The organism is Acinetobacter sp. AR_0276, assembly GCF_003000705.1.
GTDB lineage: Bacteria > Pseudomonadota > Gammaproteobacteria > Pseudomonadales > Moraxellaceae > Acinetobacter > Acinetobacter nosocomialis.
The window spans coordinates 1567773-1594625 of record NZ_PSQO01000004.1 but is presented as its reverse complement, the minus strand read 5'-3'; the positions used below and the strand labels follow the sequence as shown (position 1 = coordinate 1594625).

Below are 26853 nucleotides of genomic sequence, written 5' to 3'. Positions count from 1 at the left end.
AGCAGAGTATCACTTATAAATAAGCTTTTAGTTGTTCAAACATGTGGGACCACCTCTATTGTTAATCTTTATCAGTATTATATATTTAATTTTAGGGAGAAATATTAATGATTAAACTTAAAAATATTGAGATATTAAAATATAAGTCATTTACAACTCCTCAATCAATAAACATTGAGGAAGATATAACTGTTTTAGTAGGAATGAATGAATCGGGAAAAACTTCTGTTTTAGAATGTTTAGCTAAAACTAATTATTTTGAAGATGATGAAAAGTTTAAATTTAACGAAACCTTAGACTATCCACGAAAAGAACTAAAGAGTATCAGTAGGTCGGATAGCAAACCTAAAGCAATTATTTGCACTTATCATCTTTCAGATGAGTTGATTGGCTTTATCGAAAATAGGTTAGGTAAAGGAACTTGGCAAGGAAGTAATGAAATCACCCTAACAAGTTCTTATGGTGATTCATCTACTTTAATAAGTGGTGTATCGATAAATTTTGAATTATTTTTAAAACACTTAAATTTATCTGATATTGGTGATGATGTAAAAGCTGAGTTGAAGTTGGCTCTAACGGAAGAGCAATTCGATCAAATATTAAAGAAGTTCTCTGATGAAACCGAAAGGTTAGAGCCTTTAAGAAAATATTTCTTCAAAAGTTCTACATGGATGTCTTTTATTGAAAGATATACATATAGTGTTTTAATAAAAAGACATTTACCAAAATTTATTTACTATGATGAATATTATCAGCTCCCATCAAGAATTATTCTAGAAAGTTTTTTAGATGATGATGTTGATCTATCGGACGATCTAAAAACAGCAAAGGCGCTGTTAGATTTATCTGAAATTAATGTGAATGAACTTATTAATGCTGATGATTTCGAAGACTTTATTGCTGAATTAGAAGCAACTGAGGCTTTGATTTCTGACACATTATTTCAATATTGGTCTGCAAATCAGAACTTAAATATTGAATTTAAAATTGATAAAAAAACAGCTACTGCTAAAAGGCAAGTAAATACAAGTTATGGCAGTGCTACAACGGTCGATACAAATATTGTTGAACATGTCTTAGATATCCGTGTAAAAAACTCGAAAACGAGAGTTTCTTTACCTCTTCAGAATAGAAGTAAAGGATTTAATTGGTTTTTTTCATTCTTAGTTTGGTTTAACAAAATTCAGGCTGATTCAAATTCAAAATATATTCTACTCTTAGATGAGCCAGGCCTTAACTTGCATGCAACTGCTCAAGCAGATTTACTACGTTTTTTAGAGAGTTTAGTTGATAAATATCAAGTTATTTATACAACTCACTCACCTTTCATGGTAGAAACAACGAAATTAAATCGGGTCAGAACGGTATTTAGTGACTCAGATAGCTCTATCGTTAGTGATAGCATTCAACAAAAAGATCCTAATACACTTTTCCCTTTACAAGCTGCTTTAGGATATGATGTTGCACAGAATTTATTTATTTCTAAAAAGAATCTATTGGTAGAAGGTGTCTCAGACTTACTATACTTAACTACAATTTCAGAATATTTGAATGCGAATAAACGAACTGGATTAAATGAAGATATTACAATTGTGCCTACAGGTGGTTTAGATAAAGTTGCTAGTTTTATTTCATTACTTCGAGGTTCAAAACTATCAATTTTCTGCCTTTTAGATTCATTTACTGACCAAAAGTCTCAGGCAAGATTTGATAGTCTAACTATTCAAAAAATTATATCTGATAAAAATATAAAATTTTTTCATGATTTTTTAGATAATAGAAAAAAAGCTGATATTGAAGATATGTTTACTGTTGATGAATATCTGCAACTTTTTAATATTTCTCTGTCATCTACTCATGCTGAAATTAAGGTGGAAGAATTAAGTACTGAAATTGAAGATATATTATCAAAAATTAATAAAGTTATTAAAAAGAATAGGTTTAATCATTATTTGCCTGCAAAAGAATTTGCTAGTAATAAGGATTTTGTTAATAATCTTTCAGAAACTACTTTATCAAGATTTGAAACTATCTTTAAAGAGGTCAATAAAAATCTTAAATAGTTTTTAGTTTAATAGGGTAGTGTTCAAAAATCTGTGTCATTTCAATAAACTGAATCAAACAGGAAATGACACATCATGGCAAACAACTTTGATTTCGAAGCAGCTTTAAAACAATTACAGTCAGGACAACTCCTCACTGGTGAAAACGGTATCCTGACACCACTGATCAAACAGCTGACAGAAGCAGCTTTAAATGCTGAAATTGAAAACTATTTGGAAGAAAATCCTAAACCATCCAATCGTAGGAATGGTTACTCTGGCAAGACCGTAAAATCATCCTCCGGTTCATTTGAGCTGGAAACACCTCGGGATCGCACTGGTGATTTTGAGCCCCAACTCATCAAGAAAAACCAAACCAAACTCTCTGAAGAGATCGACAGTAAAGTTATTTCGCTATTTGCACTGGGCATGAGCTACCGTGATATTCAAAAACATGTTGCCGATATGTATGGATTAGATATTTCTGAAGGTGCCATTACCAATATTACAGACAAGCTAATCCCCGAATTACGTGCCTGGCAACAGCGTCCGCTTGATGCTGTCTATTCATTTGTTTGGCTGGATGCCATTCATTATAAGATCAAGGATGAGGGGCGCTATGTCAACAAAGCAGTTTATACCGTACTTGGATTAAATACCGAGGGCCATAAGGAGCTACTAGACCTGTACCTATCAGAAAGTGAAGGTGCCAATTACTGGCTCAGTGTACTGACAGATCTGCAAAACCGTGGCATCCAAGACATTCTTATTGCTTGTGTGGATGGGCTTAAAGGCTTCCCTGAAGCAATTGCTGCCATATTTCCGCAGACAGAAGTGCAGTTATGCATTATTCACCAAATCCGCAATAGCTTGCGTTATGTGGCCTGTAAGGATCAAAAAGCCTTTATGGCTGATCTGAAGCCTGTTTACCGGGCAGATACCAAGCAGGCCGCTGAAATGGCGCTAGATGAGCTGGAAGCCAAATGGAATGATAAATACGAGAAAGTCATTCGTTCATGGCGTGAAAAATGGCATTTACTGAGTGCCTATTTCAAATATCCGAAAGCGGTTAGGAAGCCAATTTATACCACCAATGCGGTTGAAGCGGTACATCGCCAATTCAGAAAACTGACCAAAACCAAGGGGGCTTTTCCGAATGAGAATAGCCTACTGAAATTGCTGTATATTGGCATTCAACAGGCTTCTGAAAAATGGACAATGCCGGTGACAAATTGGGGGCAAACCATCACACAGTTATCGATTTACTTTGGAGGTAGACTCGATGATATAATTAAACTCTAGCCAATTCGGCTGACACAGAATTTTGAACGCTCTTTTTAATAGACTTATCCATTGGGGTGAGTCTATTACTTTACCCAGTGCATTATTTAATATAGTTCTATAGACATCCAAGCGTTCTTTGTAATTTTCAATAAACTTAGTCAACTCTATGTCATCAGGGCTACTTAACTTACGAATATGTTTTCACTTCCTAGTATTTCACGAAAATCAAAGCTCATTGTGCAACGAATATAAATATAAGATGACTTTTAAATCAGCTTGTCTCTAATCTCGAATCCGCTAATATCCTCAAAAGCTATTTTTCTTGTCCATTTACTTCTTCAAATACACCTTTGGGGTTCAAAAGCATGTGTTTGATCGGTTGACCAGTGAGCTGATTAATATCCAAAAGATCATAAACCATTTGTTGTCCTAGCTGTTCACGCCGGACGGCTTCAACAATTTCCTGCATGTTTTGAAATTCTTCAAAACTCAGAACAACAGCTTCGGGCGCATTCTTCGTATAAACAAAAACAGGTTTATGACTTTCTTTGACACATTGAACAATTTTGCTCCAAGATTTGCGAACATTAGACGCAGAAACAATCGCACCGTTTATAAAAGTTAATCGATTCATATCTAAGACCTTATACTGGATGGCAAAAATTAAATCACTTTAGAATATTGTTCCGAATGTAAGAAAACGACCGTTATTTATTATGGGGCTATTATATATTTCTAAAATTAGTAGATGATATTTGTATGTAACTATATAATCTAAAAAAATAAATTTTAAATCGTGCAAATTAAAAATAGGGAAAGCTATGCTTACTGGAGTCTATATAAATAATGTTGCTACTTATAGTGTACCAACACAATTAGATGGTTAGAGGTGGTCCCACATGTTTGAACAACTAAAAGCTTATTTATAAGTGATACTCTGCTCTAGTTAAGCTACCTTATTTTGTTGTGGTAGCTGGTCATAGTAAAACTCATCTGGAGTCATTTTGTCCAGACTCGAATGAGGTCGTTTCAAATTATAAAATTCAAAATATGCGTTTAATTGCTTCTTCGCATCCAAAACATTGCTGTAGGCTTTGAGATACACCTCTTCATATTTAACGCTCCGCCATAATCGTTCAACCATCACATTATCAACCCATCGACCTTTACCATCCATGCTGATTTGGATGTCATTTGATTTCAATACATCAATAAATGCATCACTGGTAAACTGACTGCCTTGGTCTGTATTAAATATTTCAGGTCGACCATATTTTTCAATAGCTTCATTTAATGTTTCTATGCAAAATGTAACCTCCATACTAATCGATACTCTATGCGCAAGTACCTTGCGGCTATGCCAATCAATCACAGCACATAAATAAACAAAGCCTTTTGCCATAGGGATATACGTTATATCCGTAGACCACACTTGATTACTGCGCTGAATAGCCAATCCTTTGAGCAGATATGGATATTTGCGGTGAGCTTGATTAGCCTGGCTTAAATTTGGTTTGCAATATAACGCATTAATGCCCATTTTCTTCATTAAAGTACGTGTATGACGTCGTCCTATATGATGTCCTTGACGATTCAACAAATCACGCATCATACGGCTACCTGCAAAAGGGTATTGCATATGTAACTCATCCATACACCGCATCAGCTTCAGATCTGATGCACTCACAGGTTTTGGGCGATAGTAATAACAACCACGGGAGACTTTCAGCAGCTGAGCTTGCTTAGATACTGAAATCTGAAGTGAGTCATCGATTAACTTTTGTGGTTGAAGCGGCCCAGTTTCTTCAACACACCTTCTAAAAAATCAATTTCTAATGCCTGCTCACCGATTTTTGCATGTAGTTTTTTTAGATCGATGGGTGGTTCTGTTGGAGCTTTTGATTGATCGAAAGCTTGCGAGGAAGCTGAAATCAGTTGATTTTTCCAGTCGATAATTTGGTTTTGATGAACATCAAATTCAGCACTCAATTCAGCAAGTGTTTTTTCTGCTTTAATCGCAGCAAGTGCTACCTTAGCTTTAAAATCATTTGAATGATTTCTTCTTGGTCTACGTGCCATAAAATACTCCATATATTGATGTTTATAACATCATTTGGGGAGCAAAATATCACTTATAAGTGTTGTTCAAATTTCCTGATCCACCTCTGTTTAAAGCAGATAAATTTTATATTTGGGGCAAATGGGTCTGGAAAAACTACAATTGGTAGAATTATAGATCAACCATTAGGCTACACACATTGTTTACTTCAATGGCTTGGTGAAGAACCAATAAAAACTCTCGTCTATAATAAAGATTTTATTGATCGTAATTTCAATCAAGAAAATACCGTTAAAGGAGTTTTTACTCTAGGTGACGATCAAGTTGAGGCAGAACGTCAAATTGCTTTATTGCGTCCACAAATCGATAAAACAAAGAATGATATACGTGGGTTAAATATTCAACTTAATGGTGAAGCTAACCAAGGTGGTAAAGTCTCTGAAAGAGCAGCATTAGATCCTGAAATACAAGCAAAATGTTGGCAAAAAAAACAAAAGTATGACTCGTATTTTCAAGATGCTTTTACTGGATTTAGAAATAGTGCGGAAAGATTTAAAGATAAAGTTCTACTGGAAAAACAAATCAATCAATCAATTCTATTATCATTAGAAGAGTTAAAAGAGAAAGCCTCTACAATATTTTCAAGTAACGTCGAAAGATACAATCTTATTCCAGCTTTTAATGCTGCTACACTTATTGAAGTAGAAAAAAACCCGATTTTACAAAGAATAATTATTGGTAATCAAGATGTTAATATCTCTAAGCTTATAGAAACTATAGGTAATAGTGATTGGGTTAAACATGGGCGTGAACATTTTGAAAAAAGTTATCCCCAATGCCCTTTTTGCCAGCAAATAACTTCCCCAAGTCTTTCTGATGAATTACTTCAATTTTTTAGTGAAACATATGAGCAGGAAATAGGCATTGTTGAACAAATATTTAGGCAATATCTAGACACATCTGAAACGGTATTAAATGCAATTCAATTCATAAGTAGTCAAAATATACCTTTTTTAGAAATAGACCTTTTTCAAGCAGAAGCTCAAATACTCAATGAGCGTTTGGAGCGGAACAAAGGTATCTTACAAAGGAAATTGTCAGAACCGAGCCTAAAAGTTTCTCTAGAACCATTAGAACCTATTATTAGTAAAATCTTAGATATGATCCAAGATGTAAATCAAAAGATTATGCTCCACAATCAAGTTGTCCAGAACCTCTCGACTGAAAAGCAAAACCTTACAAATCAAGTTTGGAAATACATTATAAATGAGTTAGATAGTGACTTGAGTAGTTATTTAAAAAATAAGACGAGACTCGAATCTACTATTAACGGAATGAACAATAGCTTAAAGCAAAAAAGAGAAATTTTAGGTAATTTAGAAGCTCAACTAAAAGTATTTGAAAAGAAAGCTACGTCAACAATACCGACAGTAAATGAAATAAACGATCTTCTCAAATCATTCGGCTTTACCTCATTCTATATAAGCCCTGTAGATGAACAAGGTCATTATAGAATTTGCCGAGCAAATGGAGATGATGCTAGCCGATCTTTGAGTGAAGGAGAAAAGACATTTATAACTTTCCTCTATTTTTATTCACTTGTAAAAGGTTCCCATTCTTCATCAGGAATTACCGAAAATAGAATTGTTGTCTTTGATGACCCTATTTCTAGTTTAGATAGTGATATTCTCTATATTGTAAGTAGCCTCATAAAGCGTGTATTTGATCATGTTCGCACTAATAATGCTTTGATTAAACAAGTTTTTGTTTTGACCCATAACGTTTATTTTCATAAAGAAATTACTTTTAATAACAAACGAAGTCAGAATCAGATCATGGGCGATGAAACCTTTTGGATGGTCAAGAAAAATTCTAGCGGATCTACTATTGAAAAATGCTCAGAGAATCCTATCCGTTCAGCCTATGAGCTACTCTGGTCAGATATTAAAACCAATAATCAGTCAAACCTAACTATTCAGAATACATTACGTCGAATTCTTGAAAACTATTTCACAATGTGGGGTAGTATGAAAAAAGATGAAATTTGTGATCTTTTTGAAGGGAATGAGAAGCTAATTTGTCAGTCGTTATTTGCATGGGTCAATGATGGTTCACACTCAATCCATGATGATTTGTATATTAACCACGGACAGCAAACTAATGAATCATATTTATCTGTTTTTAAAGAGATTTTTAATAGGTCTGGTCAAATGGGGCATTATCAAATGATGACAGGTACTTTAACAGATAGTACGTCTTGATTAGAAACGGTCATAGTTTTTAATGCAAAATACTAAGTATGGCAACCAATCTGTCATCGAGGAATAAACCGTGTCCAATATGCATTTAAAATTTAATCTATTTTATTAATATAGGACTTACGCACTATTATTTATAGATTTTCTGTGGCAGCAGATGATTCTTATCGAGAATAAATTCATCAATAAAGTTCTTGATAATTGGTCTAAATAATTTCTTCTGCCAACGATATACATTTTCAAAGATCCGCTCAAACTGGTTCTTTTGTATCTCAACATAGGCCATCAAGGCTGAGAAAATATGATTCAAAATCAGCTTGGATCGTCTTACTTGAAACTTTTCAATATGACAAACCTGTTTAATTACTCGATGATATTGTTCTATTTTCCAATGACTTGAATGTAATTCATAAAAACCATCAAAGGACAATAAATCATCTTCATCTTGATGCACAATATAAAATCTCTGCTGTTCTTTTAACTGAGTCTTAAATAATTGTACAAAGCCAACATCTTTGAGCCAGACCACTTGACCCTGATGAAAATTCGGCAATAAACGGAGTTGAAACCATTGTCCTTTTTCAGGGGAAACCTTACGGTTACTGTCGACACCAAACATAAATCGAATACCATGTTTTCTTATGGTTTTTAGATTTTCAGTCGATGAATACCAACTATCACCTGTAATAAATTGAATCTTTGCACCCCAATTGAGTACTTCACTTAACATCTCCATAAAGTAATCATTCTTGGTTTTACTTTCTGACTTATCATAAATTCGAAAATTAATTGGAATATTTTTGCCATGTTGATCTGTCGCATACAAGGGGCTTTGTTGCATAAACATTCAAAAGCTGAGTTTTCCCCAATCCATTCAAATTTAAGTGACAACTTGGGTGTGAGGTCTACCTAATTCCGTAAATCTATTCAGAACTGCCACACGCGCATGAACTTCATTGACCTGACTTTGAAAATATCTTGCCGTCAGCTTATCTCCTAATAATTTGATGCAATGCATCTTGGTTTCCACCAAACTGCGACGGTGATAGCCCGACCATTTTTTCCATAGGGTTCTGCCTAAATGCTTAACCGTTTGAAGTAACTCATTTCGTTCTATTGAACTGATTTTAGAATCTTTCCAGGGCTTGGCATTCTTCCTGGGTGGAATTACTGCATGTGCTTGACGATCTGAATCACTTGTCTGTAGTACTTCGTGTCGTACGCCCCATCGGTATAGACAGAATCTATTCGCTCATTTGGTGGGATTTGATCCAGTAAATCACCTAGTACTTGTGAATCACTGACATTATTTGTCGTAAGCTGAACGGCACGTATTTGCAGTGTTTCAGCATCTATACCAATATGCAGTTTACGCCATTGCCGACGGTATTCAGGCTGATGTTTCTTACGCTTCCATTCACCTTCACCTAAAAATTTTAAACCCGTAGAGTCGACGAGTAGGTGTAACCCATCACGACTTTTCTGATAGCTTATCGCAATATCAATATGCTTTTGTCGTCTACAGAGGGTGGAGTAATCTGGTGCTGTCCAATTCAAGCCACAGAGTTTAATCAGGCTTTGAGCAAAGCCAGTGACCATACGTAAAGAAAGACGGAATAGAGATTTGATCATTAAACAGCATTGAATCGCTGTATCGGAATAAGTTTGATTTCGTCCGTGCTTGCCTTGTGGTTGTGCATACCATTGGGTCTTAGGATCAAACCAGATTGAAATATTTCCTCGCTTGATTAAAGCTTGGTTATACGAGGACCAATTGGTTGTACGGTAAGTTTTAGGTGCAGGCTTCTTCATCTGGAAATTATATTGCTAAAGAAGCCCTCAAGAATAGCTTTGTGCAACAAAGCCACTTATATGCGACATATTATGTCGCTTCTTGGGTCTTAATTTACTGCATCTGATTTTTACTTGATAAAATTTTAAATAACAGAAGTTACCAAATTGCATCATCACTAATGATGCATTTATTTATTGACATAAGTAAATATGTGTTTTATATTTTTTGCATCAATAACAATGAAGCAAATTAAAAATGCGACTGAAAGATAGTGCATCAATAAGCGCAGGCTATCCATTTCGAGGAAAAATTCCTGAAGTACAAGACTCATCAATTATTGTTGTACAAATGAAAGATGCTTCTATAAATACAGGAATTAAATGGGATGAATGTCTGAAAACAGAACTCACAGGTAAAAAAAAACCTGAATGGCTAAACCCTACAGATATCCTCGTAGCTGCTCGTGGTAATCATTACTATGCAGTACAAGTAGGTGAAAGAGGAAGTAACGTTCAGGCAATCGCTGCGCCACATTTTTTTGTAGTGCGTATCAATCGATTTGATGTATTACCCGAGTATTTGACATGGCTGCTAAATCAAAGTCCTTGTCAAAAATATTTAGAGCAAAATGCTGAAGGCTCAATGAGTAAAAGCATTCGGCGTAGTGTATTAGAAGAAACTCCAATTGCTATACCACCTTTAGTTAAACAAAAAGCGATTGTAGAAATGGTACGAGCTTTAAATCGAGAGCAAAAAATTATAGAGCAGTTATTAAGAAATGGTGAGCAAATGATGTCTCTCATTGCTAATGATCTCTTGAATCAAACATTTTAAATATTGAAATAAAGGAAAGAATAGTGAGTCCTCAAATCAACCAAGATACCGTCAATAAAGCCCTTTGGTCGGCATGTGATGTATTCCGTGGTACGGTGAGTGCAGATACCTATAAAGACTATATTTTGACCATGCTGTTCTTAAAGTACATCTCTGATGTATGGCAAGACCACTACGATAATTATAAAAACGAATATGGTGATGAACCTGAACTGATTGAAGAAATGATGAAAAATGAGCGTTTTGTACTGCCTCGTGAATCTAATTTCTATACCTTGCTTGAGCATCGTTTTGAGCCCGGCAATGGTGAACGTATTGATATGGCTTTACATGCACTTGAAGAAGCCAATGGTACAAAGCTGAAAGATGTAGGCAAAAGTGTCTTCCAAGATATCTCGTTTAATACCGATAAATTGGGCGAAGAAAAGCAAAAAAATACGATTCTAAAAGATCTTTTAGAAGTATTTGCTGTGCCTGATTTAGATTTAAAACCAAGCCGTGTGGGTTCACTTGATGTGATTGGTAACGGTTATGAGTTTTTGATTAAAAACTTTGCTGCGAGTGGTGGTCAAAAGGCAGGTGAATTCTATACGCCACCTGAAGTATCGGACTTAATTGCGGAGTTACTTGATCCACAAAAAGGCGACAGTATTTGTGACCCTGCCTGTGGTTCTGGTTCACTGTTAATGAAGTGTGGCCGTAAAGTTGTAGCGAATCACGATAGCAAAGAATATGCACTTTATGGGCAAGAAGCGATTGGTTCAACTTGGTCATTAGCCAAGATGAACATGTTCTTGCATGGTGAAGATAACCACAAAATTGAGTGGGGAGATACCATTCGTAATCCAAAGTTATTGGATAAAAATGGCGACTTGATGTTATTTGATATTGTGACTGCAAACCCGCCATTCTCATTAGATAAATGGGGTTATGAGCAAGCTGAAAATGATAAGTTTGATCGTTTCCGTCGTGGTTTGCCGCCAAAGACCAAAGGTGATTATGCCTTTATCTCACACATGATTGAGACGCTAAAACCTGTTACGGGTCGTATGGGTGTTGTGGTTCCACATGGCGTGTTATTCCGTGGCTCATCTGAAGGTAAGATTCGTGAGAAGTTGATTAACGAGAACTTATTAGATGCGGTGATTGGTTTACCTGAAAAGCTGTTCTACGGTACGGGTATTCCTGCTGCGATTTTAATTTTCAAAAAGCAAAAGTCTGATGATTCGGTTTTGTTTATTGATGCAAGCCGTGAGTTTAAGTCAGGTAAAAATCAAAACAATTTAACTGAAGAGAATATTGCCAAGATTATTGCAACCTATCGTGCTCGTGAAAGTGTAGATAAGTATGCGTATTTGGCGACTTTGCAGGAAATCAAAGACAATGATTACAACCTAAACATTCCTCGTTATGTGGATACCTTTGAAGAAGAAGCAGAGATTGATTTGGTTGCTGTTCGTGCTGAGCGTGAGCAATTGAAGACTCAACTTGCTGAGCTTGAAGTTCAAATGGCGAAGTATTTAGAGGAGTTAGGTTATGGTGCCTAAAGAATGGAAAATTAAGACTATAGGTGATATTGCAACAGTATCTTCTGGAGGAACTCCAAACAGAAAAGAACAAGCATATTGGAATGGTGATATTCCATGGGTAACAACGGCTGAAGTACAGTTTAAAACTATTTTAGATAGTGCTGAAAAAATTACTAAAGAAGGTTTAACAAATTCTTCTGCCAAGCTATTTCCAATAAATACCATTTTAATGGCAATGTATGGGCAAGGTAAGACTAGAGGGCAAGTTGCAAAGTTAGGGATTGAAGCTTCTACGAATCAGGCTTGTGCCGCAATTATTCTATCTTCTGATTATTGTGTAGATTACTACTATCAGTTTTTGATATATCAATATGAAAACATTCGAAATATGTCAAATAGTGGTAGTCAGGAAAATTTGAGTGGATCAATTGTCAAATCAATTCCTGTACTTGTACCTCCTTATTTTGAGCAGGAAAAAATCGCCCAAATCCTTTCAACTTGGGATCAAGCGATTTCGACTACTGAAAAAATGCTTGAAAATAGCCAACAGCAGAAAAAAGCATTGATGCAACAATTGCTGACGAGTAAGAAGCGGTTGCTTGATGAGAATGGGGTTAAATTTTCGAACGAATGGTCTGCTAAAAATTTAGAATCCTTGGTTTATCGACCACTATGTTACGGGGTGTTGAAACCTGGTGAAGATGTTCTTGATGGTCATCCTTTGATTCGAATACAAGACATTGATGATCGAGGATTTATAGATATTCGAAAGGTTATTCGGATTACAGATGAACTGCATTATGAGTTTCGTCGTACTATTTTAAATACTAATGATTTAATTATATCAATCGTTGGAACTTTAGGAAAAATATTTGTTATTCCTAAAGAATTGAATGGTGCAAACATAACACGTGCTTTCGCAGTAATTGGAGCAGATCCTAAGCGAATTGATACGAGGTTTATTTATCAATACTTAAATTCATCAATGATTCAAGAATGGTTGCTAAATACAGCGACTGGAAATGCTCAAAAGGTTCTAAATATTGCTGCATTAAAAGAGTTGCAGATTCCCTTGCCAACAATTGAAGAACAACGAAGAATTGCAGAAGTTCTGTTTATTGCTGATCAAGAAATTGAAACCTTGCAAAAAAAACTTGATTGCTTAAAGCAAGAGAAAAAAGCGCTCATGCAACAACTTTTGACAGGTAAAAAACGTGTCAAGGTGGCTGCCTAATGATGCAAATGATGCCTAGCTATTACCGCATTATGGCGGGTGCGAAGTCTGTATTTGCTCAAGAGTTTCTAGAGGGCGGCTTTATTGCCGCCAACTGGAACATTGACCAAGACTTAACCCATGACTTACCTGATGATTGGCGTGAGTTTAATCATCGTTTTATTCCTGTTTATTTAACAGCCTTGCCTGAAAAAAGTAAAATTTCAGCCGGTTTAGCATGTGGCATGTTACATACCCTTTCTAAGGGAATTAAACAGGGAGACATTATCCTTACACCTCGTGGGGATGGTCATTATTTGGTGGGTAAAGTCATTTCAGAATACTACTACGTACCTTCAGGTGAGCTAAGCCATCGTAGAAAAGTCGAGTGGTTTGAGCAGACTCTACCTAGAGAAATGATGTCTCAGGAGCTAAAAAACTCATCTGGATCAGTGGGTACAGTTTGTAATCTAACCAAATATACAGAAGAGCTTAAATCGCTTATTCAAGGCAAAGAAACAGTTGAGCATCTCGAACCTGATGAAGTGTTAGAAGACCCAACTGCTTTTGCTTTAGAAAAGCATTTGGAGCATTTCTTGGTAGAGAACTGGTCTAAAACTGAGTTGGGTGCAACTTATGATATCTATATTGAAGATGGTCAATTGGTCGGTCAGCAGTATCCATCGGATACAGGTCCTATCGATATTTTGGCAATCAGTAAGGATAAAAAGACATTGCTTGTTGTTGAGCTAAAACGTGGTCGTGCAAGTGATCGTGTGGTGGGGCAAATTCAACGCTATATGGGCTATGTCAAAGATGAGTTGGCTGAGACAGATCAGCAAGTGAAAGGGGTCATTATTGCACTAGAGGATGACTTAAGAATTCGTCGTGCTTTGAGTGTGGCTCAGAATATTGAGTTTTACCGTTATCAGTTGAGTTTTAAGCTCAATAAAAGCTAATGCAAACTGAAATTTGACTCTGAAAGATTATATTTGGCGTCACTAAATATCAAATGGATCGTTAGAAACAAGGACGTTTTTAATACTTTATCAACAATTAAAATTTGAGGGCTGTAATGTCAATTTCCCAAATGTTTCAAGACTTTTTAAGCAATATTAAAGTTGCGAATGAAGAACAAATCACGTTGCGTTATCAAGAGATAACATGTGCATTAAACAAAAAATTTCGAGATACAGAATCGAAAACATCGAATCAATTACAAGTTGGTTCCTATGGAAGATGGACTGCGATTAAAGGTATTTCAGATTTAGACATGCTTTATATCATGCCACCATCAAAATGGGATGATTATAAAAATGGTGGTCAATCGAAGTTATTAAAGGATACGAAAGATGCAATTCTTGCACGTTATCCCCGAACTACAGTTTTTGTAGATCGATTAGTCGTTTGTGTGCAATATACGAACTTCTATGTAGAGGTACAGCCTGTATTTAAGCAAGATGATGGGTCATATAAATATCCAGATACTAAAAATGGCGGTAGTTGGAAGATTACAAAACCTCAAGCTGAACTTGATGAAATGCAAAACATGAACAATGCCAAAAATCGAAATTTACGTCGTTTATGTAAGATGGCTAGAGCATGGAAAAATAAACATGGTGTTTCCATGGGAGGTTTATTGATTGATACGCTAGCTTATAACTTCATGAAATCTACGACTTACTATGATGATAAAAGCTATATGTATTATGACTGGTTAAGCCGAGATTTTTTTAAATTTTTAGCTGATCAACCTGATCGTGATCATTATCAAGCTTTAGGCAGTAATCAGGATGTTAAAGTTAAAGCTAAATTCCAAGATGCTGCACAAGATGCCTATGATTTATGTTTAGAGGCTATTGATTTAGGTACTGACGATAAAGCTTATAGTAAGTGGCGAATGATTTATGGACGACAGTTTCCTAAAGCACCAAGTAAACAAGCAGAAATGTCGATACGCATTGAAGATATGCGTTATGAACATACAGAGCAGTTTATTGAGGATCAATATCCAATTGATATTCGATATAAGCTAAAAATTGAGTCTAAAGTTACTCAAGATGGTCAAACGATTGATTGGCTAAGAGGATTTAAACGTAGAAAGAAAAAGTTAAATCATGGACGTGGTTTAAGTTTTTATATTGAAGAAAATACAACACCAAAAAATTTACAGAACTATTCTGTGAGGTGGAAAGTGCTGAATAGAGGTGAAGAAGCGAAAAGACATAATTGTATTCGTGGTCAAATTGTGTTGGATGATGGAAAAGAACGCATTGATGAATATTCAAGTTTTAATGGTGAACATCTAGTGGAGTGCTACATCATTCAAAATGGTGTGGTTGTAGCTCGTGATCGCATTTATGTGCCAATTGAGGATTAAATATGAATCGATCTGATTTTCTTAAATGTATCACTGAAACTGGCTATAACGTAGGATTTGGAGCGAAAAAACACTTTGCTACTTATGATCTTGTTGAAAAATCCCCAGGATGGATTAGTTTTATATCAATTGCTTTCGGTATTTATTCTTTAGCATTCAAGGAGCTTTCAACAAGCTTTCTTTCAGCATCTTTCACTGTGCTTGGCGTGGTTGGTCTCTATGTCAGTATGTATGATGCAAAAAAAAGTGATTATGAAAAGGCAGGTGTTGAGCTGACTAAAATTTATAATCAGCTTCGAGCTTTATATTACTCAGTTCAAAGTAAAAGTGATTCTGATGATTTAACAAATTTGATTAGTGAATATCAGCAGTTAGAAAGTCAGTATTATTCAGTAGGTCTGAGTAAGCAAATATTGTTCAGTGATTGGTATGCACACTATAAATTCTTTTGGCAGCATCAAATTGAATGGGTTGATGAGCAGAAGAAATTTAGGTTTTTTCGGGATAAAGTACCTTTGAGCTTTTATGTATTCTTGGTTGTCGTAATTGTTATGACTATTTGCTTTATTTATAAAGCAAATCTTAGTGCATGTTTCGCAGTTTTATTTTAAAAATTTTGGTTAGGTATGAACGGTCTCTCAATTAAGTTTCAAGAAGAATACAGTGCTAAGATCCCCGCTTTAACATTGTTAACAAATTTGGGGTGGTCGTTTTTACCGCCATCACAGGCACTTGTTGCCCGTGATGGTAAACAAGACCAAGTTGTCTTGCGTCAAATTTTACGTAAAGAGCTCTCTAAGCGTACTTTTCCATTTGCGGGTCAAGAATATTCATTATCGCCAAAATCAGTTGATAACTTAATTGCCGAAATCTGTAGCCCTGCCTTGAACGAAGGGCTACTGACAGCCAACGAAAAAATGTATAACCATTTGTTCTACGGTATTCCTGTAACTGAATTTGTAAATGGAAAGAAGGTCAGCCCAACGATTCCACTGATTGATTGGCATAATATTGATAACAACGATTTTTCATATACTGAGGAGTTTGCTGTCACACGCTCAGGTGGTGTAGATACACGTAGACCCGATATCATTTGCTTTGTAAATGGTATTCCTCTAGTTGTGATAGAAGCTAAACGCCCTGATAGTCAGGCTAAGAAAGGTCCAACGATTAATGAAGGTATTTCCCAGACACTTCGTAATCAACGTCCTGATGAAATTCCACATCTGTTTGCCTATAGCCAACTACTACTTTCTATAAATGGACATGAAGGGCGTTACGGCACATGTAATACCCCTGCAAAATTTTGGGCTGCATGGCGAGAAGAAGATATTTCTGATGCAGAGATGTATGCACTTAAAAATAAGAAATTAACTGCTTCACAAAAACACAGCCAATTTTCTTATCGTCCAGTTGATGACTTAACTTGGTATGAAAATCTAATTTCAGGTGGAGACTTAGCTGTTACAGGTCAAGATCAACTGCTGATTAGTCTATTAAAGCCTGAACGACTACTCGAAATTGTTCGCCTATATACGCTTTTCGATAAGAAAGCAGGAAAAATTGTTGCTCGATATCAGCAAATTTTTGGTATTAAACGACTCATTGAGCGTATTAGTACTAAGAATAGCAAGGGTGGTCGTGAAGGTGGTGTGATTTGGCATACAACGGGCTCAGGTAAATCTTTTACCATGGTCTTTCTTAGTAAAGCTTTGATCTTGCATGAGGCTTTAAAACAATGCCGTATCTTGGTTGTTACTGACCGTGTTGATTTAGAAGATCAACTTAGTAAAACCTTTGTTTCTGGTGGCGAACTGACAGGGAAAAGAGACAAGCAAAACGCTATGGCGACTTCAGGCAAACGCTTGGCTGAACAAATTGGTAAGGGTACAGAGCGAATCATGTTCTCTTTGATTCAGAAATTTAACTCTGCAACCAAACTTCCTGAATGTGTTAACACAAGTTCTGACTTCATTGTCTTGATTGATGAAGGGCATCGAAGCCAAGGTGGTGAAAACCATGTGCGTATGAAACTCGCACTGCCAAATGCGGCATTCGTGGCATTTACAGGTACACCATTGCTTAAAGATGAAAAGACCGTTAACAAGTTTGGTCCTATTGTCCATGCCTATACCATGCAAAGAGCGGTAGAAGATAAAACCGTAACGCCTTTGCTCTATGAAGAACGAATTCCTGATTTAGATGTCAATGAACGAGCGATTGATACGTGGTTTGAACGGATAACAGAAGGTTTAAATGATCAGCAAAAAGCAGATTTAAAACGTAAATTTGCGAGAAAAGGTGAAATTTATACTGCGGATGATCGTATTCGCCTGATTGCGTTAGATATTGCCAATCACTTTGTGAAAAATATTGATGATGGTTTAAAAGGACAGCTTGCTTGCGATAGCAAGGCTTCAGCGATTAAGTATAAAAAGTACTTGGATGAAGCAGGCTTGTTTGAGTCTGCTGTGGTGATGAGCCCACCTGATAGTCGTGAAGGAAATACTGATGTTGATGAATCGACTACCCCTGAAGTGACCCAATGGTGGAAAGACAATGTCGGCACTCAGGATGAGCAAACTTATACCAAACAAGTAATTGAGCGTTTTGAAAAAGATGATTCGCTTAAATTGCTGATAGTGGTGGATAAGCTCTTAACAGGTTTTGATGAACCTAAAAATGCTGTTCTTTATATTGATAAAAATTTAAAACAGCACAATCTGATCCAAGCAATTGCGCGTGTAAACCGACTTCATCCAATGAAAAAGTTTGGTTTATTGATTGACTATCGAGGTATTTTAAAAGAATTAGATTCCACAATTCTTGATTACCAAGATCTCGCTGCTCGTACCCAAGGTGGCTATGATATCAATGATCTTACAGGCTTGTATACGCAAATGAGCTCTGAATACAAACGTTTACCTCGTTTGTATAAAGCGCTATGGGCGATTTTTGATGGTGTAAAAAATAAAAATGATCCAGAGCAGTTGCGCCAAGTTTTAGTCCCACGCATTGAAGAACGTGAGGGTGAGTTAGTCGATATTCACTTAAAAGTTCGTGATGATTTTTATGAAGCACTTACAGAATTTGCCAGTTGTTTAAAAGTTGCATTGCAGTCAGCAACCTTCTTTGAAGATAAAAGCTTTTCTGATGCAGATCGTCAGCACTACAAAGAAACAGTCAAACTATTTACAAGCTTGCGTCAGATTGTGAAACGAGATGCTGGAGAGACTATTGACTATGATCAGTATGCTGAGCAAGTCAAAAAACTTCTTGATAAACATGTTGTGGGTATTGAGGTAAAAGACCCTGATGGAGTCTATGAAGTCGGCAAGATGGGCAAAGTGGCGCAACCTGAAGATTGGAGTGAAGAGAAAACACGTAACGAAACGGATATCATCAAAACTCGTGTAACCAAGATGATTGAACAGCAATTGCGTGATGATCCCTATGCTCAGGAGGCTTTCTCTAAGCTGTTACGTCAAGTCATTGAAGAAGCAGAGAAAGAGTTTGATCATCCATTGAAGCAACACATGCTGTTTAGAGAGTTTGAAGAACAAGTTGAGGCACGTCGTTTAGATGAAATCCCTGATGTGTTCAGTGATAATAAGCATGCTCAAGCTTATTATGGTGTATTTAAGAAACTATTACCTGAAGCATTCTCGATAACAGATCAACAGAATCAAGATAAGTGGATTCAACTCGCTTTTGAGGTTGATCGTTCTGTGATGAGTTCTGTAGCTGAAAACTCAATTAATCCACAAAATATTGAAGCAGATATCCGTAAAAAACTATTACCGCAGATGTTCCGTGAATGTAAAACCATTGGGAGTGGTATGGATCAAGCCAAAAAAATTGTGGAAATGATCGTACAAATTACTCGGGTCGGTTTAAATGGGCTCTAGGATGAATATGCTAGATGAGAAAAAGTTAAGCATCATTTATGGTGGTGAAGTTGTTGATTTTGAGGTGCTTGAAAGTCCTAGCCGTACTGAAAAGATACTGATTAAAGTCTATGCTGATTGTCGGGTAGTTGTATCGGCACCGTTAAATGCAGATGATAAAACAATCATTGAAGCTGTAAAGCAGCGTAGTCGTTGGATCTATAAACAATTACGAGAGTTCCGTGAGCAAAGCAGATTTATCACGCCTCGCCAATATAAAAGTGGTGAAAGCCACTTTTATTTGGGTAAACAATATCAATTGAAAGTGATTCATGATGATACCAAGCCAAAAGGTGTAAAACTTCTGAGAGGAAGATTGGAAGTAAACACCTTGGATATGGGTCTTGAAAGTATTAAATCTTATTTAAATGAATGGTATAGAACCCGAGCAAAAGTCATATTCGAAGCACGTTTGCAACATATTCTAGAACAAGCTTTATGGGTTGAAAATTACCCTGATATTCGTTTGATGACCATGCGAACACAGTGGGGAAACTGCTCCCCATCAGGTGTACTTACGCTCAATCCTCATCTAGTTAAAGCGCCTACAATCTGCATTGATTATGTGATTCTGCATGAACTTTGTCATTTGGTTGAACATAATCATAGTGAGCGTTTCTACCAACTATTGAATCAAGTTATGCCTGATTGGGCGAAAATAAAAAATCAATTAGATATGATGGCGAATAAGTTAATAAATTGATTAAGATTTTTGTTTTTCGACAAGAGTTAAGAAAGGTTCTCTAATTTATTTAAGGAACTCATCAATATTAGAATTTAAGCACTCTAGCCAATCCATTAATTCAAGAATATCGATTCTTCGATCCAAATTCTCTATTTTTGCTACATATGACTGTGGCTTTTTTAAGCGTGAGGCAAGCTCTACCTGAGTAACTTCTTTTAACTCACGTATTCGAATAAGTTTATCAATTAGCTGTTTATAGCGAGGATCATGTATTGAGCTCATAGCTCGACATGTTGTACTATTCTTTTAAATATCCCAAAATGGGATATTTAGGTTTTGGAGATGTTGTTTAGATATGAATATAAATCATCAACTTAAGTTTAGTTTCCTAGACTTTTTATCAAATTAAACATTCTTTAATTCTGAGTTTAAAAAGATTCGAGCAGAATTTATAAAATATTCTCCTGAATATGAGCCTAAAAGATTTTATTCAAAAATCTATATTATTTTTAGGGAGTTAGTAAGTCAAAACTTGATATTAATGGATACTAGTAATTGTACGTACAAATATTCATCTAATTATTCAAAAAAAGATATTTGCGATTTAATTACCCAATTGAAATCTTTAGAGGTTGAGAATTGCCTTTCGATGGAATATACACGTGTAAATGAGAATATATCCGATTTATTTCAGGAGTTAAGCAAATATAAAAAGTATCTTATAAAATTTCCTAAGTGCTCTGAACTGATTAATCGATTTATAGATCAAAAAGAATCAGAAATTCACCTTTTAAGCTATGAGCTAAAAGCTTTGAGGAATTTATTAGAAGCTCAATAGGAGCAGGCTAGTCTTATAAATTTCAATAGAGCTGCGGCTGAATAAATCAAGAACAATAATATCCTTAAATATCTTTACATCTGATCCTAATTCAACTGTATATAAAATAAGTATTGCGGAATAGTAATTCGAATGAACTTATACAGATGATGAACACCTTAATTTAAAAAAAGATAGGTTAAATTTAGTGTAGATGGAAGCAATTTTTTTTTGTTATAGTATTATTTGTTAAATATTGAAAAAATATTTTTAAAAAACATATGGATACTGCAACCTATAGTAAAACTAATATGAGCAATGTTATTTTGGTTGGTACTTTGGGTCGTGATCCTGAAACAAAAACTTTTCCAAATGGGGGCTCGTTAACCCAGTTTTCAATCGCGACAAGTGAAGTTTGGACCGATAAAACGTCAGGTGAACGTAAAGAACAAACAGAATGGCACCGTATTGTTTTGCATAACCGTTTAGGGGAAATTGCTCAGCAGTTTTTACGTAAAGGTTCTAAGGTTTATATCGAAGGTTCATTACGTACGCGTCAGTGGACAGACCAAAATGGTCAGGAACGTTACACTACAGAAATCCGTGGCGACCAGATGCAAATGTTAGATGCTCGTCAACAAGGTGAACAAGGTTTCGCTGGCGGTAATGATTTTAACCAACCACGTTTTAACGCACCTCAACAAGGTGGCGGTTATCAAAATAACAACCAAGGTGGCGGCTACGGTCAAAACAATGGCGGTGGTTATGGTGGCCAAGGTGGTTTCGGTAATGGTGGCAATAGCCCGCAAGGTGGTGGATTTGCTCCTAAAGCGCCGCAACAACCAGCGTCTGCACCAGCTGATTTAGACGACGATTTACCGTTCTAATTAAAGTTTCAAAAAAGGCGAGTTTATCTCGCCTTTTTTATTATTCAATTCCCAGCAAACGTAGAAGTGCCGTGCCAACAGAGGCCAAACAAATCACCAATAAAAGCGGAACTTTTTTCCAAACCAAGAACAGTGCTAGTGCCACCCCAAGTATACGCGCGAAACCTGCGAAATGTTGGCCTTCAAAAAATGTAGTGGTCACCGCAATGGCACAGAGCAAAACGGTTGCGCCATTTGAGAGTAAAACTTGGTATTTTTCAGAAAACGAAAACTTGGCGCCTAAGTGAAAGCCGGCAAAACGAATACCATACGTTCCAAGTGCAAGTAGAGTTATACCTAAAATAATAAGTAACTGTTGACTCATTTCTTTCTACCCCATATTAAGCCAAAAAGCGAAATCAGAATTGGAAGCCCTGAGGCTAAAAAAGGTGTAGTCATCAGTGCTAAAGTTGATCCGGCAAATGCAGCGTTTCGAGTCGATTTATTCTTTAAAGCATTAAAAGTAAGAGCAATTAAAATGGCAGGAAAAATGGCATCTAAACCAAATGTTTTTGGCTCTGGAATAGCACTCCCAATAAAATAACCTGCAGTGACACCCAGTGGCCAAGTCAGCATAATGCCTATACCACACAACCAATAAGCAGCTTTTTTTGTCTCGAAGTCAGGTTGTGCCATGCCAAATAAAACGCTTTCATCGTTCATGATGTGAGACCCAAAATACTGAGAGAATTTGCCTCGGATTAGTTCATTGACCGCAATGCCAAAAGGTAGATGTCTTAAATTGACGAGTAGTCCTGCAATTGCAGCCGCAATTGGACTACCACCTACCGCCAAGAATCCAATAAAGATAAATTCAGCAGTTCCTGCGAGCACAAATACGGACAGGCAAAGTGGAATCCAGAGTGCTAAGCCATAACTTGCAGCGAGTGAACCTAAAGACATACCAACCACGCTGGTTGCTAGACACACAAAGAAAATCGAGCGAGTAGTGTCTTTGCTAAGTTTTTTAATCAGAGAGTATGTAGACATAGCATGATATAATGAACGATTTTCCATTATAATGAATAAATCTGATTGTTTTGTCAAAACGAACGATCGTTTTTTTTATAGAACGGGTGTGGTGAATGTCTCAGCCAATTGAAATTATTGCCAAAGGTTTAGCGCGTGAACGTCAAAGAGCAGGGCTTTCATTAGCAGAGGTTGCGCGCCGTGCAGGGGTTGCCAAATCTACACTTTCTCAATTAGAGGCAGGGCAAGGTAATCCAAGTATTGAAACCTTGTGGGCACTTTGTGTTGCACTCAATATTCCATTTGCACGTTTAATAGAAGAACCGAGCAATCAAGTGCAAGTCATTCGCTGTGGCGATGGACCAACGGTGAGTTCGGAGATTGCTAATTACAAAGCAATTTTGTTGGCGACCTGTCCACCCCATGCGCGCCGAGATGTGTATTTATTGATTGTTGAACCGGGTGAAGATCGACTTTCAGAACCACATCCGGTCGGTTCTGTAGAACATATTATTGTGGTTGAAGGTAAAGCTTTGGTGGGATTAATTGATGAAGCGGTTGAGCTGGGTGTTGGAGACTATATTTGTTATCCAGCCGATCAAAAGCATATATTTAGAGCCTTGGAAACAGGCACAAAAGCGTTATTAATTTCTGAACAAAACTAAAGTATTTCAAACTGCTTAAAAAAAAAATTAAAAGCCATTTAGCCTCATTTAATACAAAAAGGGCCAATTTTGCGTATAAATTTTGCAATTGGCTCTCTCTTTTATTACAAAAATGGCTCTCGTTTCTTGAGAGCTGAAACGACAAATTAAAGCCATTGGAAGTATGCATACGGAAGCGCCGGATAAGCTCAGTGAATTTTCTGTTTTAGGAGTTGAGCAGAACGGCTAAATTTTTAGGGGATATTTTTTGGCTTCGGAGGATTTCCGAGACTAGCCGATATCCTCCATATATTAAGGAAAATGATATGGCAGCTCATCAAAATGGTTCTGAAGCCAATCACTCCCAAAGTTTAAAACATGGACTTAAATCACGCCACTTAACCATGATCTCGATTGCTGGGGTTATTGGTGGCTCTCTCTTTGTTGGCTCAGGCAGTATTATTTACAACACCGGTCCGGTGGTTTTTCTAACTTATGCTTTAGGTGGTTTACTCGTTTGGTTCATCATGCGTATGTTAGGCGAGATGGCCGTTTTAAATCCCGACAGTGGCTCTTTTTCAACTTATGCGGATCGTGCGATTGGCCGATGGGCAGGGTTTTCAATTGGTTGGTTGTACTGGTGTACGCTGGCAATGCTCATGGGCTGGGAAGCTTATGTAGCAGGAAAAATTTTAAACAACTGGTTCCCGTTTATACCGATCTGGGTCTATATGACCGTGGTGATTGGTGCACTGGTTGCTGTTAATTTACAAAACGTCAAGAACTATGGTGAATTCGAGTTCTGGTTTGCACTCATCAAAGTTATCGCGATTGTTGTTTTCCTTGTGATTGGTAGCTTAGCGATCATGCATTTATGGCCTTGGGGCAATCCGGCTGCATCTGGTATTAGTAACTTAACTTCTCAAGGCTTTATGCCAAATGGCGGTTCATCAGTGATTACCGCCTTGCTTGGGGTGATGTTCGCCTATATTGGCGCTGAAATTGTGACTGTAGCAGCAGCAGAGTCGGCAAATCCATCTAAAGAAATTCGTAAAGCTTCAAACTCTGTGGTTTGGCGAATTATTTTATTCTACGTTGGATCAATGTTCGTTGCGGTATGCCTCATTCCTCACAACAATGAACTTTTGAAAGATTCAACTTGGGGTACTTATAGCGTTACGTTGTCTGCTCTTGGTATTCCGGGCGCGCGCCATATCGTAAATTTTGTAGTGTTAACGTCGGTATGTAGTTGTTTTAACTCGGCGCTTTACACATGTTCACGAATGTTATTCTCGTTGTCTAAACGTGGTGATGCACCGAAAAGTTTTGGTTCTGTAAACAGTAAAAGTAGTCCGTGGGTGGGCGTGATTGTGTCATGCTTCTTCTCTGTAATTGCCGTGATTTTAACTGCAACCAAGAGTATGGATGTGTATGACTTTTTCATGCTAACAACAGGCGCGGCAACACTATATGTGTACTTAACCATTGCTTATTCTCAGCTTCGTATGCGTAAAAAATTAGAAGCTGAAGGCGTGAAAATTGACTTTAAAATGTGGATGTTCCCTTACTTAACTTACCTGGTAATCTTTGCAATTATTGGTGCAATTCTCACCATGCTGATTGAAGGTACTTATTTTAAAGAAGTGATTTACACTACAGCGCTATTCGGCATTATTGTGTTCTTCGGATTGTTGTCTGAAAAGCTAGGTTGGGGTAAAGAGCGTAGAGCGACACATTTAACTCATAGCCATGAAGAAAAATTAGTTTAGAATTTTTAAACCAAAAGAGCCTCACAATGAGGCTCTTTTTTTATTTACTCAGATAAAAAGATCAATTCAGCGTAGGTACGCCTGCTTCACGTAAGCATTGTAGCAAGACACCAAAAGCCATCACCATGTCTTTTTCATTTACACAGGCAAAGCCCATGAGCAGTCCACGTTCGGCATGTGCATGCGACTGCATGTAGTATTGTGAAAGTGGACGAACTTTAACGCCACGTTCAAGCGCAGTCGCCGCAATCGCGACATCATCACAAGTGTTCGGCAGTTTTAAAACCAGATGTAACCCTGCTGCTTCGTCATATTCATGAATAAATTCGGGGCCAAGGTAGCGTTGAATTAAACTCACCAAGTAGTCACGGCGTTTACCATAGAGCAGGCGCATACGGCGAATATGCGCTTCATAATGGCCTTCACGAATAAATTCAGCGAGAGCCTTTTGCTCAAGCAAATGCCCACCACGGTAAAGCTCGGCTGCGACAATACGTAGCGGTGAAAATAGCGGCTTAGGGACGACCAAATATCCAATTCTTAAAGATGGATAAATGGTTTTACTAAACGTGCCCATATATAAAACAGGTGCGTTATTTTCTAAGCCTTGCAAAGATGGATAAGGCTGACCCGAGAAACGGAACTCACTGTCATAGTCATCTTCTACAATCCAGCTATTGTGCTGACGTGCGATTTGAATCAATTGTCTGCGTCGATCAAGGCTTAAATGAGAACCAAGCGGATATTGGTGTGAAGGGGTGACAAAAATGAGTTTAGGCGGCTTTGCCGGATTTTCTTCAGGAATAATACCTTCAGCATCGACAGGCATGGGCTGAATATCGAGGCCATTAATTCGTAATGTATTACGCATTCCCCAATAAGCGGGATCTTCAATCCAGACTTTATCTCCCATATCACTCAGTGCACGTGAGACTAAATCAATCGCTTGATGAATGCCTTCGGTGATAATAATCTGGTCTGCATCGCACTGAACTGAACGCGCAACACGTAAGTAATCTGCCAACGCACTTCGAAGCTCTATACAGCCACCAGCGTTGCTATAAATCAGGCGGTTAATGTCCGGTTCGCGGCTTAAACGTGCTTGAATACGGCTAAAAATATGATGAGGGAACTCGGTAACATCGGGTGCTCCCGGAACAAAAGCGCCCCATTGATGTGGCGAGGCCGCAGCATAGCCTAATAAGTTTGAACCACGCTGCGAGAGGGCATAAGAACTTTGAACACTTGGACTAGAAACTACTTTTTTCTTATTTTGTGTATTTAAAAAACTCTCTGGTAACTTTTCGGCAACCCAAGTGCCATGTCCTGTCCGCGCTTCTAAGTAGCCTTCAGCCTGTAGTTGTTCGTAGGCGCTCAGCACCGTATTTCTTGAAACATGAATTTCACTGGCTAAGTCGCGTGATGCAGGTAGACGAGTCTTCGGCTGGATGACTCCATCAATAATGGCACCACGCAGGCAACGGAAAAGGCGTTGATGTAGTTTCCCTTCAGTGTCCTGTTGGAGTCGTTGCAGCAAATGATCTCCAAGTAAACTACGCAATTGGCTCTCTCCTACAGTTAAAAAGTGGCTCTCGTCAGTTGGCGTCAGACGAGCGAAATTACATGCATAGGCAGTCGTTGTAAAGCACCCTGAAAATTAAGCACAGGATGCAAGAAACCAAAGCTGCAACTGATGATGAAA

General features: G+C 37.2%; 20 protein-coding genes and 2 pseudogenes. 14 read left to right on the top strand and 8 right to left on the bottom strand.

The window, feature by feature from the left end; all coding sequences use genetic code 11:
• The first annotated feature begins 107 nt into the window (after positions 1–107).
• Together CSB87_RS08475 and CSB87_RS08470 are read left to right on the top strand one after the other, a co-directional pair.
• Positions 108–2063 (top strand): AAA family ATPase, encoded by a 1956-nt coding sequence (locus CSB87_RS08475; RefSeq protein WP_002059431.1) that lies wholly within the window; start codon positions 108–110, stop codon positions 2061–2063.
• A gap of 75 nt (positions 2064–2138) precedes the next feature.
• Complete coding sequence (locus CSB87_RS08470) at positions 2139–3344, top strand: IS256 family transposase (protein WP_031960037.1); 1206 nt, start codon at positions 2139–2141, stop codon at positions 3342–3344.
• A gap of 295 nt (positions 3345–3639) precedes the next feature.
• Here the strand turns inward: CSB87_RS08470 and CSB87_RS08465 are convergent, their stop codons facing one another.
• Both CSB87_RS08465 and CSB87_RS08455 read right to left on the bottom strand, forming a co-directional pair.
• A complete protein-coding gene (locus tag CSB87_RS08465) occupies positions 3640–3960 on the bottom strand; it encodes a type II toxin-antitoxin system Phd/YefM family antitoxin (protein WP_002059946.1) in 321 nt (106 codons plus the stop codon).
• A 312-nt stretch (positions 3961–4272) separates the two neighbouring features.
• A protein-coding gene (locus tag CSB87_RS08455) for an IS3 family transposase (protein WP_085944219.1) occupies positions 4273–5417 on the bottom strand; the annotation gives its coding sequence in 2 pieces (ribosomal slippage) (positions 4273–5153 and positions 5153–5417; 1146 coding nt in all).
• A gap of 6 nt (positions 5418–5423) precedes the next feature.
• Here CSB87_RS08455 and CSB87_RS08450 point away from each other — a divergent pair.
• On the top strand, positions 5424–7646 hold the full coding sequence (locus tag CSB87_RS08450; RefSeq protein WP_228131604.1) for an AAA family ATPase: 2223 nt from the start codon (positions 5424–5426) through the stop codon (positions 7644–7646).
• A gap of 127 nt (positions 7647–7773) precedes the next feature.
• Here CSB87_RS08450 and CSB87_RS08445 read toward each other — a convergent pair.
• Together CSB87_RS08445 and CSB87_RS08440 are read right to left on the bottom strand one after the other, a co-directional pair.
• Positions 7774–8469 (bottom strand): annotated as a pseudogene (locus tag CSB87_RS08445) (transposase); the annotation flags it as partial.
• Positions 8470–8523: 54 nt separating this feature from the next.
• Positions 8524–9371: pseudogene (locus CSB87_RS08440) on the bottom strand (IS5 family transposase).
• 322 nt (positions 9372–9693) lie between these two features.
• Between CSB87_RS08440 and CSB87_RS08435 the strand changes: the two are divergent.
• From CSB87_RS08435 to CSB87_RS08400, 8 genes are all read left to right on the top strand, one after another.
• Positions 9694–10272 carry a restriction endonuclease subunit S gene (locus CSB87_RS08435; protein ID WP_002059955.1) on the top strand — a complete coding sequence of 193 codons (579 nt, stop codon included), beginning with the start codon at positions 9694–9696 and terminating at the stop codon, positions 10270–10272.
• A 23-nt stretch (positions 10273–10295) separates the two neighbouring features.
• Positions 10296–11819 carry a type I restriction-modification system subunit M gene (locus CSB87_RS08430; RefSeq protein WP_002059929.1) on the top strand — a complete coding sequence of 508 codons (1524 nt, stop codon included), beginning with the start codon at positions 10296–10298 and terminating at the stop codon, positions 11817–11819.
• The gene (locus CSB87_RS08425; RefSeq protein WP_002059960.1) at positions 11809–13035 is read left to right on the top strand and encodes a restriction endonuclease subunit S; all 1227 of its coding nucleotides are present in this window, start codon (positions 11809–11811) and stop codon (positions 13033–13035) included. The genes CSB87_RS08430 and CSB87_RS08425 overlap by 11 nt, the downstream gene beginning before the upstream one ends.
• Positions 13035–13973, top strand: a complete 939-nt coding sequence (locus CSB87_RS08420; RefSeq protein ID WP_002059943.1) for an endonuclease NucS domain-containing protein — start codon at positions 13035–13037, stop codon at positions 13971–13973. Before CSB87_RS08425 ends, CSB87_RS08420 begins: the two co-directional genes overlap by 1 nt.
• A gap of 116 nt (positions 13974–14089) precedes the next feature.
• Positions 14090–15394, top strand: a complete 1305-nt coding sequence (locus CSB87_RS08415) for an SMODS domain-containing nucleotidyltransferase (RefSeq protein WP_002059963.1) — start codon at positions 14090–14092, stop codon at positions 15392–15394.
• A gap of 2 nt (positions 15395–15396) precedes the next feature.
• The gene (locus CSB87_RS08410) at positions 15397–16005 is read left to right on the top strand and encodes an SLATT domain-containing protein (protein ID WP_002059939.1); all 609 of its coding nucleotides are present in this window, start codon (positions 15397–15399) and stop codon (positions 16003–16005) included.
• 15 nt (positions 16006–16020) lie between these two features.
• The gene (locus tag CSB87_RS08405) at positions 16021–19302 is read left to right on the top strand and encodes a type I restriction endonuclease subunit R (RefSeq protein ID WP_002059945.1); all 3282 of its coding nucleotides are present in this window, start codon (positions 16021–16023) and stop codon (positions 19300–19302) included.
• Position 19303: 1 nt separating this feature from the next.
• A complete protein-coding gene (locus CSB87_RS08400; protein WP_025467365.1) occupies positions 19304–20044 on the top strand; it encodes a M48 family metallopeptidase in 741 nt (246 codons plus the stop codon).
• 45 nt (positions 20045–20089) lie between these two features.
• Here CSB87_RS08400 and CSB87_RS08395 read toward each other — a convergent pair whose 3' ends face one another.
• On the bottom strand, positions 20090–20308 hold the full coding sequence (locus tag CSB87_RS08395) for a helix-turn-helix domain-containing protein (protein WP_002059957.1): 219 nt from the start codon (positions 20306–20308) through the stop codon (positions 20090–20092).
• Between the two features lie 846 nt (positions 20309–21154).
• On the opposite strand from CSB87_RS08395, the gene ssb reads away from it, so the two are divergent.
• Positions 21155–21730 (top strand): single-stranded DNA-binding protein, encoded by a 576-nt coding sequence (ssb, locus tag CSB87_RS08385; protein WP_029776704.1) that lies wholly within the window; start codon positions 21155–21157, stop codon positions 21728–21730.
• Between the two features lie 40 nt (positions 21731–21770).
• Here the strand turns inward: ssb and CSB87_RS08380 are convergent, their stop codons facing one another.
• Positions 21771–22094: an AzlD domain-containing protein gene (locus CSB87_RS08380; RefSeq protein WP_031953503.1), complete on the bottom strand. Its 324-nt coding sequence runs from the start codon at positions 22092–22094 to the stop codon at positions 21771–21773.
• A complete protein-coding gene (locus CSB87_RS08375; protein ID WP_031953502.1) occupies positions 22091–22786 on the bottom strand; it encodes an AzlC family ABC transporter permease in 696 nt (231 codons plus the stop codon). Before CSB87_RS08375 ends, CSB87_RS08380 begins: the two co-directional genes overlap by 4 nt.
• A gap of 68 nt (positions 22787–22854) precedes the next feature.
• Here CSB87_RS08375 and CSB87_RS08370 point away from each other — a divergent pair, with 68 nt between their 5' ends.
• Together CSB87_RS08370 and CSB87_RS08365 are read left to right on the top strand one after the other, a co-directional pair.
• Positions 22855–23403, top strand: a complete 549-nt coding sequence (locus CSB87_RS08370) for a helix-turn-helix domain-containing protein (protein ID WP_031953501.1) — start codon at positions 22855–22857, stop codon at positions 23401–23403.
• 305 nt (positions 23404–23708) lie between these two features.
• The gene (locus CSB87_RS08365; protein WP_004711533.1) at positions 23709–25151 is read left to right on the top strand and encodes an amino acid permease; all 1443 of its coding nucleotides are present in this window, start codon (positions 23709–23711) and stop codon (positions 25149–25151) included.
• Positions 25152–25212: 61 nt separating this feature from the next.
• Here CSB87_RS08365 and CSB87_RS08360 read toward each other — a convergent pair whose 3' ends face one another.
• Entirely contained in the window at positions 25213–26712 is a 1500-nt protein-coding gene (locus CSB87_RS08360) for a PLP-dependent aminotransferase family protein (protein ID WP_031953500.1), read from the bottom strand.
• Positions 26713–26853: the final 141 nt, after the last annotated feature.

Excerpts from the sequence above, each read along its gene's own strand:
- CSB87_RS08475 (WP_002059431.1), top strand. The coding sequence starts at position 108 with ATGATTAAACTTAAAAATATTGAGATATTAAAATATAAGTCATTTACA.
- CSB87_RS08470 (WP_031960037.1), top strand. The coding sequence starts at position 2,139 with ATGGCAAACAACTTTGATTTCGAAGCAGCTTTAAAACAATTACAGTCA.
- CSB87_RS08465 (WP_002059946.1), bottom strand. The coding sequence starts at position 3,960 with ATGAATCGATTAACTTTTATAAACGGTGCGATTGTTTCTGCGTCTAAT.
- CSB87_RS08450 (WP_228131604.1), top strand. The coding sequence starts at position 5,424 with ATGTTTATAACATCATTTGGGGAGCAAAATATCACTTATAAGTGTTGT.
- CSB87_RS08435 (WP_002059955.1), top strand. The coding sequence starts at position 9,694 with ATGCGACTGAAAGATAGTGCATCAATAAGCGCAGGCTATCCATTTCGA.
- CSB87_RS08425 (WP_002059960.1), top strand. The coding sequence starts at position 11,809 with ATGGTGCCTAAAGAATGGAAAATTAAGACTATAGGTGATATTGCAACA.
- CSB87_RS08420 (WP_002059943.1), top strand. The coding sequence starts at position 13,035 with ATGATGCAAATGATGCCTAGCTATTACCGCATTATGGCGGGTGCGAAG.
- CSB87_RS08415 (WP_002059963.1), top strand. The coding sequence starts at position 14,090 with ATGTCAATTTCCCAAATGTTTCAAGACTTTTTAAGCAATATTAAAGTT.
- CSB87_RS08410 (WP_002059939.1), top strand. The coding sequence starts at position 15,397 with ATGAATCGATCTGATTTTCTTAAATGTATCACTGAAACTGGCTATAAC.
- CSB87_RS08405 (WP_002059945.1), top strand. The coding sequence starts at position 16,021 with ATGAACGGTCTCTCAATTAAGTTTCAAGAAGAATACAGTGCTAAGATC.
- CSB87_RS08400 (WP_025467365.1), top strand. The coding sequence starts at position 19,304 with ATGAATATGCTAGATGAGAAAAAGTTAAGCATCATTTATGGTGGTGAA.
- CSB87_RS08395 (WP_002059957.1), bottom strand. The coding sequence starts at position 20,308 with ATGAGCTCAATACATGATCCTCGCTATAAACAGCTAATTGATAAACTT.
- ssb (WP_029776704.1), top strand. The coding sequence starts at position 21,155 with ATGAGCAATGTTATTTTGGTTGGTACTTTGGGTCGTGATCCTGAAACA.
- CSB87_RS08380 (WP_031953503.1), bottom strand. The coding sequence starts at position 22,094 with ATGAGTCAACAGTTACTTATTATTTTAGGTATAACTCTACTTGCACTT.
- CSB87_RS08375 (WP_031953502.1), bottom strand. The coding sequence starts at position 22,786 with ATGGAAAATCGTTCATTATATCATGCTATGTCTACATACTCTCTGATT.
- CSB87_RS08370 (WP_031953501.1), top strand. The coding sequence starts at position 22,855 with ATGTCTCAGCCAATTGAAATTATTGCCAAAGGTTTAGCGCGTGAACGT.
- CSB87_RS08365 (WP_004711533.1), top strand. The coding sequence starts at position 23,709 with ATGGCAGCTCATCAAAATGGTTCTGAAGCCAATCACTCCCAAAGTTTA.